Origin of the sequence: Mycobacterium sp., from assembly GCF_035499775.1 — a bacterium.
In the GTDB taxonomy this organism is placed as follows: Bacteria; Actinomycetota; Actinomycetes; order Mycobacteriales; family Mycobacteriaceae; genus Mycobacterium.
In genome coordinates this window covers 1-10770 of record NZ_DATJYB010000269.1, presented here as the reverse complement: position 1 = coordinate 10770, position 10770 = coordinate 1, and the positions used below count along the sequence as shown (strand labels likewise).

Below are 10770 nucleotides of genomic sequence, written 5' to 3'. Positions count from 1 at the left end.
TCGACTGAGACAGTCCATACCTCAAGTCGCACGTTTGACGGCGGCGAGCGCAGCCTGTTTGGCGATCTCGCCACAGTTGCTGCCTGGAGGTGCGCTCAAAGAGACAGTCACTATCGGTGTGGAGGTGGGCAGACCGGGGGCGCCGGCCCCGACGGTGATCGGTCCGATGACGAGGTTGGTTTTGGCGACAACCAAGCTCCCACAGACGGTCTCATTGGTGCCGGTGAAGTCGAAGAGCGTCACCCCGTCGCGCTCGCTGCGAGTGAGCAGCATGCCTGGGGTTTGACCGGCAATACCCTCAATAATCCTGTCGGACCACGCGACCAGACCGTATTTGACCAGAGCCGACCCGATCTCGGGGTCGCTGTCGGCCTGGGTGAGCCGCAGATTGCAGGTACCCCGGTCGGTCTGCGTGAGCGTCAGAGCGTAGGTATCCACCGTCCCCGGGAAGAAGACCCTCGACTGGTCGGGCTTAGCCAAGCCGCTCCCGGTTGCCGACGGAGCATGCGGCGCACCGTGGCAGGCCGCCGTGAGCACACCGCACACCAGCAGAACCAAGATGCACCTTGATGTTCGCAGCATCGAGGCTCCGTACTGAAGTCGCACAATATCCGTCGTCGCTGACGATAAAGCTGCTCAAACCGGCTATGCGACGGTCATCGTTTCGGATATGCCGCACTGCACGACAACCGACGGGCGTTATGTCGCCGAATAGAACGAGAGATGGTCCAGCCCGGTGTTAGTGAGTTCGTTGTAGCTGACCTTGTCACCCCGAACGGCATGACGGAAGGCAATCACTTTGTCGGGATTTGTCGGGTTGTACAGACAGCGCATGCTACGGCCGACACAAAACCATGTGTCGAGCGGGCCAAAGTCCTTGCGCAACCGCCAGTCCTCGACGGATGTGCGATAGGACCCGCGAAACGTATTGCCACTGTCCAGGCGGATCTGCAACTCACAAGTGAGGTCCCAAGTATCGATCTGCTCACCCCCGTGTACATAAGCTGAAGAGACCCTCAGCAGTTCAACGGTGCCGACCTCTCGCAGTGCCTGTTCCTTCTTGGCCGCCGCCTTGAATTTGAATACCCAACTGAGCGGAAGCAGCACGCTCAAGACGATGAGGACGACGCCGAGCCACACGGGAGCGGGCATTACCGGCCTCGCGTGAACACTGATGCCGATGGCGATATCGCCGCTCACGAAGAGGGCGATACAAATCGCTACTCGTCGCGAGAACCGTTTGTTGGTCCGCTGCAGATAGCCGCGCGTCTGTGATGGGAGCGCCATTTCGGTATGGCTTTAGGCCGGGCGCACATTCGCATCGCGCTTCTGCTCGGTGAGGTCCTCTTCCATCAGCAAATCATTCCACGCCACTGAGCGTGGTCCGCCGATGAAGCGCTGGACCGAAAAAGCTGGCCGCCGGCGCACCCTTCTAACGAAGCGTGCGTCTCAGTCGCCCTGCTGAGCGACCGGCACCCAACCCACCTGCACGTAGGTGCCCGATTCGGCCGTCGTCATCAAGAAGCCGCGCCCGGTCGACATGGGATGGCCGCGCCAGCGCGCCCGCACGTAGCCCTCTTCGGTGTCGGAGTCCATCACCAGCAGCGGGGCGTTGGCCTGCAGCATCGCCGACAGCAGCGGATCCCCGGCCATCGCGCCGGCCCAGCCGCCGAACTGGCGGGTGTAGATGATCCGCAGCCCGACATCGGCAGCCGCATTGGCCGCGTCCACCAGCGGCCGCAACGGCGCGTCGTACCCGCGTGGCAACAGTTCGGCGTCGTCGACGATCAAGAAGATCTCCGGGCCCGACCACCGGTGCGCCAGGCTCTCCTCCACCGACAGGCCACGCTCCGGCAGTCGCTGGGCCAGAATCTGGGCCAGCTCGTTGGCCAGGGTCTCCACCTCGTCGATGCGGTAGGTGAACCGCTCGAGATATTCGCTGCCCAGCACCCGCAGCAATTGCCGGCCGGGGTTGACCAGCCACACCTGGGCCGACGGCCGATCCCCCGCCGGCGGGCCGGCCTTGGAACCGCCCGGCGCGTACACCCGGCTGATCTCGTTCATGATCGTCGCGCACGCCGTGGTACGGCCGCATTTGGCCCGGCCGGTGACCACCAGGTACGGGTAACGGCTCACATCCATCGCAACGGGCGCTGCGAATTCGTCCATGCCCCAAACGATTCCGGCCCTGTTCTGCTCTGCGGCCACCTTCCGCAGCGCCGGCAGGTCGATGCGGTCCGGCAGCCGTCGCACCGGCGGCGCCGGCCGGAACCGGCCGGCCAGCCGCTGCACCGCGGCCACCACGCTGACCGACTCGAACTCCGTCTCGGGCGTACCACGCAGCGCCGGGCGGGCCATCATCGTGTGCAGCCCGACCGGGTCGGCGCCCAATCGCACATAGTTCTGCGCGACCATGCCGCGGCCCGGGCGGCCCGCCGGCACCTTGGCGGCCAGCAGCGGCTTGAGCAGCCGGGCGTCCTCGGAGGCGGCCAGCTTGAGCTCGATACGCGCCGGGAACAGCGAGCGCACCGCCGGGGTGAGCTCCAGATCCCGCGACACCGAGGCGATCACGTGGATGCCGAAGCTGCGGCCCTCCATGATCAGCTTGTTGACCTGGTCGACCAGGAATTCCCTGTTGCGCAGGGTGGACGTCTGGCTGCTGAGCGCGCCGTAGTTGTCGACCACCAGGAACACATCGCCGAACGGGTCGTCGGGCACCTCGCCCGGCGAGTCACCGAACTTGCGGCGGCGGAACTCCTCCACCGAGCTCACCCCGCAGCGCGGGAAGCTGCGCTGCCGCTGCCCGAGCAACTCCACCAGCTCGGCCAGGGTCCGCCGCAGCCCGTCCTCGTCCAGGCCGTAGGCCACGCCGCCGACGTGCGGCAGCTCGGCCACGGTGCCCAGCGCGGGCGACGACAGGGCCAGACAGTAGAACTGCACCTGCTCGGGCGTATGTGTCATGGCCGCCGCGCAGATCAGCGACTGCAAGGTGGTGGTTTTGCCCGATCCCTGTCCGCCGATGATCACCAGGTTGGACGCCTCGCCGGAGGTGTCGACGAGCAGCGGCTGCTGGTCGTGCTTGTAGGGCCGGTCGATGATCCCGAGTCCGAACACCAGATCCGGGCTGGCGGCGTAGGCGGCGTCCCAGGGCCGGCCCAGCCGCATCTCGACGATGTTGTCGATGGTGTGCGGCTGGTCCAGCGGCGGCTGCCACAGCCGGTAGGGCTGAAAGTCGATCTGGCGCAGCTGGTCGATGATCACCCGCCCCACCTTGGGCTTGCGCAGCGCGTCGCCCGACTCATCGTCCGGGTTGTCGTCCAACGGGTCCGACAGAGCCTCCTGCGGGGGGCGCGGCGGCTCGACCGGTGCCGGCAGCGCAGCCACGTCGGTGGTAAACAGTTGCGGCTCAACGTAATCGACCCCGACGGCGGAGAAGTCGCCGACGTCGTCGGCCTCGTGGCCGGGTTTGCGATAATCACGCCACAGCGACTCCGTCTTGAACTTGGTCAGGTTCTCCGCCGCGCCCAGCCGCAGGTAGCCCAGCCCGACCTCGCGCGGCAGGTTCACCGCGGCCGGCACTCCGGCCGCCGACGCACTCGCCGACGTGTTGGCGCGCAACACCAACCGGTAGCCGACGTTTTCCAATAGCTTTTCGGCGCGGGTGTCGATGTCCTGGCTGGCCATCAGCAGATGCACCCAATACGACCGGCCCTGCCGGCAGATCTGGTCGAGCACCTCCTGCGCGTCGGCCTTGAGCCGGAAGAACTCCTTGAACTCGTCGAGCACCACCACCAGCGCCGGAAGCGGCGGCAGCACGGCACCGTTGCGGCCCTCTGCGCTTTTGCGCCCCTCGTCGGAGCGGATCAGGTTGTACTCGTAAGCGTCGTCGGCGCCCGCGGCGTTGCACACTTCCTTGCGCCGCGCGATCTCGCCCCACATCGCATCCACGAACCGGTCGATCAGCGCCTGGTCGTCCTCGAGGTCGGTGATCACGTGCGCCACGTGCGGGGTGTTCTCGAAGGGCTTGACGCCCGAGCCGCCTTTGCAGTCGGCGAGCACCATCTGCACGTTCTGCGGCGGGTGGCCCAGCATGATGGCCTCGATCACGGTGCGCAACGCCGTCGTCTTGCCGGAGCCGGTGGTGCCCGACATCACCCCGTGCGGGCCGTCGCCGCCGGAGTTCATGTCTTTCATGTCCAGCACCAGCAGCTCGCCGGTGTCGGTGCGGTTCCCGAACGGGATGCGCAGCATCTCCGGGGAGTTGATATCCGAGCGCGACCCCCACAGTTTGGCGAAGTCGATGTTCGCAGCGTCGGTAATTCCGTAGTAGGACATGATGTCTCGCGGCCGGTGCCCCATCGTGTCCTCGGCCCCGATGGCCTCGTAGGCCTCGGCGAGCCGCCACCGCGTCATCTGCTGCGCGAACCGCTCGGCTTCGTCCCGGCTGAGCTGATCGGCCACCGCGAAGAACGTTCCCGCCTCCTCGACGTGCGCAGCCCAGGTGGACGCGTCGCGCGGGACGGCCTCGATCACCCCGCGCTCGTCGATGCGCAGCAGCCGAGCCGGGCTCTGGCAGGCCACCAGCCCGCCGCGCAGGTCGAAGAACGTCACCCCGGCGACGCCGTTGTGACCGGTCAAACCGGACCAGCCCGCGCCGTCGATGTCGCTGATGATCACGGTGTGCGGAATCGGGTCGATCGGTTCGCGTTTGGCGGCGTGCCGCGCGGCGAAGGCACCGCGCCGGCGGAACACGGTGTCGTAGTGTGACTCACCGAACTGCGACACCGACGCGTACACCATCCGGACCGGACCGGCGGCGTCCTCGTGCTGCGGATCCCCGACGTGGGGCAGCCACTTCACCCAATCCCATTGCGGCGCATCGTCGGTGACCACCATCACCTGCAGATGGTCGGGCCCGTGAAAGCAGGTCAGCTGGCACACGACCGCGCGCATCAGCGCCAGCACCCGGTTCCGGTCACCGGTCAGGTGATAGCCGGGCTCCACCAGCAGCGAGATCAGCGCGGGCGTCCGGTATGCCACGCTTTGGTAGCGCACAAACTCCTGCAACACCTTGCCGGTCGCCGGCTCCAGCTCGACATCGGTCGGCATGTCCTGCGGCTCGCTGAACGACACCGCGCCCGCCTCAGCCAACGCGGTCATGCCCACCCCGACCCGGGCCACCCCGAACCAGCTGTCCTTGCCGCCGGGGCTGCGTTCCCACATCCGAGGGCCGCCCACCAACGCCTCCAGCGTCGCCGCGGCCGGGTGGTACCAGCGGTAGTTCTGGTCCATGTCGTCGGCCGAGCGGCCCACCCGTTCCCGCAGTTCGTCGATCACCAGCAAGAAACGGGCCCGCAGGGCGTCCATCTTGCCGCGCGACATGTGCTGGGCGCCGCCGCTCATGCGACCGCCGAACATCATCGCCACCACGGTGCCGATGGTGAAGATCGGGAACAGCGCGAACGTGCCGTTGTAGGTGCGCGCCCCGCTGGCGAACGACACCACCACCATGCCCAGGACCAGGCCCACCGCGCCGATGCCCAGTACCACGATCCACCACGGCTTGCCTTCTGGCGGCGGCACTTTCAGCGGCGTCGGCAACGCCACCGGCTCTGGTTTGATGTCCGTCGGCGGCGGAACGGCTTCGCTGCGGGCAAAACCCAGCTTCATCGTGGCCTCTCCAGTTCTCCGGGATTCAGGTCCACCGGCAAGGCGTCATGGCGCACCATTGCGTCTTCGCGCGACAACTCCGGTCCGGGCGCCAGCAGTCGCAGCACCGCCCACGGCGCCGGGCTCGGCTGGGTGGAAAGTCCCAACGCGCGCACCGTGTCCTGATCGTGGGCGATGCCGAAGCGAGCCCCCGACTCCGAGACCCACCACAACGACTCGCTGGTCGCCGACGCCGGATCGTTGCCGGTGCTGACGACGAAATTGGCGTAATCGGAGCCGAAGAACACCCGGTCGGCCTGCCAGCCCGACTTGTCGGCCTTGACCAGTGCCACCACCCGGTCGGCCCGTCCGGACGGCACCGGGATCGTCGCACCCGAGACCACCGACGTCACCGCCCGCGCCTCTCCCGGCGTCTTCTGCCACCACCAGCAGGTCGCCGGGTTGGCCTCGGTGTCCACCAGATGCAACGGCTGATCCGGGTACACCGACATGTCGAGCGTGTTGACCGCCGGCATCGCCGCCAGCGCCGGGCCCGCCACCGTCTGCATCGGCGCGCCGCTGGCGTTGGCCAGGATCTGGGCGACGACGGGCGAGACGGTCTGCACCCCGGTGGTCAGCACCACCGAATACGTGGTGGCACCGCCCACCTGCGGCGTGACCAGGACCGTGCCCACCGGCCCCGGCGCCCGCGGGAAGCCGGCCGGCTGGCCGGCGCCCGGGATCACCGGCACCGTCAACGCCGACCCCACCGGGATCGAGTCGAACAGCGCGCGGCTCATCGGGCGCGCCGTGGCCACCGCGTCGGTGGGCACACCCAGGGCGAGCAGCACCGGGCGCTGACTGACGTCCACCTTCGACCGGCGTCCGTCGCGGATCAGCCACACGTCGTTGCCGTAGCGCAGCAACAAGGCATCCGGCTTGTCCAGCACCCGCCGGTGATCACCCAGCTCGGGCTGGCCGTCGATCACCGTCACCGTCACCGGTTCGGGCGCACCGGCCCCGAACGCCTTGGTCACGCTGTCGCAGACCAGCCAGGACACGTGCGCAGGCGTCGTCGCCGACAGGTCGTTCGGTGCGCCGGGAATGCCCACCAGCGCGCCTCTTGGCCGGGAGTCGATCTCGCTGCGGCGCACCCGCACCGGGTTGTCCGCGCGTCCGGTGATCAGCCGCGCCGACGCGAGATTCAGTACCGGATAAAGGGTTTGGCTTACCCGCACGTACAGCGCGCCCGACGACTGGTCTTCGATGATCGCCGACTCACCGATCGAGCCGGCCGGGCGGATGTAGGACCAGAACAACGCGCCCAGACAGACCACCGTGGTCAGCGTGATCGACGCCAGGAGCGCCATCGACTGACGACGGCCGGGTTCGGACTCCATCCGCACCCGGCGCCGGGTCAGCCCGAGTGCGGCGCGGCGCGCCATGAACTGGTGCGCGGTGACCTGGACCCGCGACGCCAAGCCCAGGCCGCGGCCCAGCCGGCGCCGCTCTTCGGTGCCCAGCCCTTCGTGCTCAGCCACCGTGCACCTTTCGGTCCTCAGCCCCGGTCTGTCGGTACTGCGCCGCGACCTGCCGGAGGCGCAGTGCGAGCACCCGGTTGGTCGCCTGGGTGTCGGCGATCTGGTTCTGGATGGCCGCCAGGCGTTCGTCCATGCGCGACACCAGCAGTCGCACGCCCGCAGGTGAGCCACTGGTTCCCGTGATGGCGGCGGCCTGTGCGTGCGCGGTTTCCATGGCTGCGGTCGCGGCGGCGTGGCCGCGCTGCGCCTCGTCGCGGCCTTCGTGGGCGGCGGCGGTGGTGTCGGCATCCAGCTGGCTCAGGCCGGCGCTACCGCGGCGATACCGCTCGGCGGCCTCGTTGAGGTCGCCGGTCAGGCCCGGGGTGTCAGGCGCCGACGTCACCGCACCCCCTATCTCGACGCCGGCAGCGGCCGCGAACAGGCCCTGTCCCGCACCCAGAACACGGTCAACCTGCGCCGTATATGCATTGATGGAGCCCGCCACCCGACCAACTTAACCGCTCGCCACCAGCGACAACCACACCAAAAAGGGGCGGACGCGGGGAGTTCGCGTCACCTCGTCGTGACGAGACGCGCATGCTGATCCGCGATGACCGGATTCATGAGGTCGACCACCACCCAGTGCCTGGTCTCGTCGACAGCGGTGATTACGCCAAGGTTCTCGGTCACGCCATCCAGGTCCACTGTCACCGGCGACCCGCACACCCACTGATCGATGGGACTCGCTGCGTCGTCTGCAGCGACGACGACGCGTGCGACACCGGCGGGAATGTCCCTCAGCTCCGGTGTGGACGCCGGGTCGAGCACGTGTCCGGTCACAACATTCCCGAAGTCGCTGCGCCACTTCGCAGGCGCATTGCTCTGTTCGGCGAGCTCCGGATTTTGCACAATCCCGGTTGGCGGCACCTGTTCGTTGATCATGACGCCCACGGGGAACGCCCAGCCAGCGCGACCTGAGCTGAATACGGCGAGGGAAAGGCTCGGCATCGTCCACGGCTCACCGGCGATCGCTGGGACCGGGTCGCCTGGGGCGACGTGCGTTATCTCGCCGACCTTTATCCGGCTGGGCCGCTGCCCGCCGGCCTCGTCCTTCATCACGAAGACTGGAGTGTGCATGCCTCGCTCGGCGCACTGCGCGGCGGTGATAAAGCCAAGTAGCCGTTGGCCGGGATGGTTGGGGTCCGGGTAATCGATGTAGAAGCCGGCAATACACACCGCTGCTGCCGGTTCGTCGCTCAGCATTATCGGAGAACCTGGTTTCAGCCGGGTCACGGATTCCGACCCACGGGCGGGCTCGCTGATGACCACTGCCGGCGGGACCGGTGCCACGCTGGACGACGCCGTCGCCCCCGGATTCGCGGTCGCCTTGAAGCCGCATCCGACGGCCACCAGGGCAACTACGACAAAGAGAGCTGCCTTCGCCCTTCCGGCGACCCCGTTGTTGACCATGCGACGAGACTAAGGCTCGCGCTACTCCGGAACGATCTCAGCCAGCTCCTGGCTCTGCCGCAGGATTCGCGCGGCAGCCTGCTGCAGCCGCGCACGGCTGGCCCGAAGCTCACCCTGCATGGCCGCCAGCCGCTCGTCCATGGTCGACACCAGCAGCCCCAGTCCATCCGGCTCCTCGGTGCCGGGCGCGATCGCCGCCGCCTGCGAGCGCGCGGACCCGCGGATCGCAATCGCGGCGTCACGCCCGCGCTGCGCTTCGACGGCAGCGTCGTTCAGCTCCTGCCGAAGCGCCTCGCTCAGCGCGACGATCCGGGCGCCGGCCTGCCGGTAGCCGGCGGCGGCCGCTTCGAGTGCCTCAGCAAGCCCGCCGCTGTCCGGCGGGGACGCTTGATGGGAAGGCTCCGCCGCCCCTTCGATCGCCGGCACCCCGGCGCCGTTCGGGAAGACCGCACAGCCGGCACTCAACAGCAGATCCACCTGTCTGAGATAGCCGTTCACGCCGCTCATCCGGCAAGAATAAACCCGCAGCCCCAACCACTGCGGCAGCAAACGAACGCTGGATCCCGTCGGCGGCCCAATTCTTGTTGACGGCGACGATCGCTTTACCGGAAGGTCAGTTCCGGTGGTGTCTTGGCCATATCGGCATCTCCCGACAGGAACTTCGACACAGTGCCCTGCTTGGTCCCACCGCTGGTGGTCTTGACGGCTATCGGCACCTTGACTTCGCCGAAGAACCGCAACACCAGACGGTAGGGGTCGAAGTTCTCCATCTTGACCTCGCTCAGGTCGGCCGTACCCCACTCGGCGGTGCCGTCGACGTAGCCCGCTGGACTCAGGCGGATCGGGCAGCCCGGGGGTGCCAGCAGGTTGGACCGTTGGCAGTTGGTCATCGCCGCGACCAGCTGCGCGTTGGCCGCGTCGCGTCCCGCATCCGACAGCGCGAAAGTCGCATCCATCCAGCGCCCGGTCACGCTGGAGAGTTGTTCGAGCAGAAGGGGTTTGGCCGTCACGGCTATATACGCGTTGGTGCTGCCGACTTCGGTCCAACCAGGAAATACATAGGCCGTGGAGTCACCGATCGGCTTGCCGAACAGTGTCAGCGTCTTGGCGGCGGCGTTGCCCGACGATGCGCCCGGACTGGCCGTGACCTTGATCGCCGCCGTGGTGAGCTTCCAGTGGCCGTGCTCTTTCTTCACCTCCAGGTTGGTGTCGGAGACCTTATCGCCGAAGTTGGCGACCACGTGCACCATGGCAAAGCCGATTGAACCGGTTGCCGTCGAATCGTCGTTGAGAATCCTGATGTTGGTGATCGGCCATTGTGCGATCTGCTTTTTCAGGATTTCGTCGGTGAGGAACTCCTTGCTGGCGGGCAGGTCATTGCTGTGGGACAACGCGGCCTCGGCGTCCCCGCGGGCCAGCGCCTCCAAGTATCCTTTGACCGCATCGCCCGCTGACCCGTCGGCCTTGCTACCACCCCGAACGGCCAGAGTGATCACCAAAACGATTGCCACGACGACGATCACGGCACAGCCCGCGGCCAACGTGATTAACAGCGGCTTGCGATTCCTGGGCGCGTTAGGCGGCGGCCACGCGGCAACCGGCGCCAGTTGCCACCCGACACCAGGCTGATGTGGCTCCCAGGGGCTCGGCGCCGGCATCGTCGGCGTCGGAACCGGTCGGGCCCAGGTGGCCCCCCAGGGATCGATCTGACCAGATCCAGTCACAATAACCTCCAATTTCAGCGTTTTTCGTCAGTGCGGCATCTTGTTGGCGCCGATCGGGGGTACGGACGCAGGCGTCAGCAAACTCCGGCCGGTGGCCATCGAGTGCGCATAGTTTGCTGTCATTGGTAGTCAGGGGCGCGGTGTCTGCAGCACAGACCCGTTTCCCCATCCCCCTTATCTGTGTTGGGGACCCCCGGTAAAGGGTGGATCCGTTGGTTGTTTCATTCGTTGTTCGATCTTCACTTCCGCTCCGTGTTGAGGGCGGTTGGACCGCAAGTCGGGGTCGGAGGTGGAGCGCCCGCAGCGTAGCGAGGACGAACGACCTCGAGGCCGACGAGGATCCGCCGCATACTGGGTCGGCGCGGAGTGAGGGAAAGATGTTGCGGTTCAAGTCATGTGACGCCTCC

8 protein-coding genes are annotated in these 10770 nt (G+C 67.3%); all 8 read right to left on the bottom strand.

Annotation, left to right across the window (positions count from 1 at the left end; genetic code table 11):
* Nucleotides 1–21 precede the first annotated feature (21 nt).
* The 8 genes from VML93_RS17335 to VML93_RS17300 all read right to left on the bottom strand — a co-directional run bounded on the left by VML93_RS17335 (nucleotide 22) and on the right by VML93_RS17300 (nucleotide 10150).
* A complete protein-coding gene (locus VML93_RS17335; RefSeq protein ID WP_325612509.1) occupies nucleotides 22–582 on the bottom strand; it encodes a hypothetical protein in 561 nt (186 codons plus the stop codon).
* Nucleotides 583–699: 117 nt separating this feature from the next.
* Nucleotides 700–1200, bottom strand: coding sequence for a hypothetical protein (locus tag VML93_RS17330; RefSeq protein WP_325612507.1), 501 nt, complete (start codon nucleotides 1198–1200; stop codon nucleotides 700–702).
* A gap of 249 nt (nucleotides 1201–1449) precedes the next feature.
* On the bottom strand, nucleotides 1450–5670 hold the full coding sequence (eccCa, locus tag VML93_RS17325; protein ID WP_325612505.1) for a type VII secretion protein EccCa: 4221 nt from the start codon (nucleotides 5668–5670) through the stop codon (nucleotides 1450–1452).
* A complete protein-coding gene (gene eccB / locus VML93_RS17320; protein WP_325612511.1) occupies nucleotides 5667–7172 on the bottom strand; it encodes a type VII secretion protein EccB in 1506 nt (501 codons plus the stop codon). The genes eccCa and eccB overlap by 4 nt, the downstream gene beginning before the upstream one ends.
* Before the next feature lie 10 nt (nucleotides 7173–7182).
* Nucleotides 7183–7674 carry a hypothetical protein gene (locus VML93_RS17315; protein WP_325612503.1) on the bottom strand — a complete coding sequence of 164 codons (492 nt, stop codon included), beginning with the start codon at nucleotides 7672–7674 and terminating at the stop codon, nucleotides 7183–7185.
* Between the two features lie 68 nt (nucleotides 7675–7742).
* Complete coding sequence (locus VML93_RS17310) at nucleotides 7743–8639, bottom strand: hypothetical protein (RefSeq protein ID WP_325612502.1); 897 nt, start codon at nucleotides 8637–8639, stop codon at nucleotides 7743–7745.
* A gap of 21 nt (nucleotides 8640–8660) precedes the next feature.
* Nucleotides 8661–9146 (bottom strand): hypothetical protein, encoded by a 486-nt coding sequence (locus tag VML93_RS17305; protein ID WP_325612500.1) that lies wholly within the window; start codon nucleotides 9144–9146, stop codon nucleotides 8661–8663.
* A gap of 95 nt (nucleotides 9147–9241) precedes the next feature.
* On the bottom strand, nucleotides 9242–10150 hold the full coding sequence (locus tag VML93_RS17300; RefSeq protein WP_325612498.1) for a hypothetical protein: 909 nt from the start codon (nucleotides 10148–10150) through the stop codon (nucleotides 9242–9244).
* Between the last annotated feature and the right edge of the window lie 620 nt (nucleotides 10151–10770).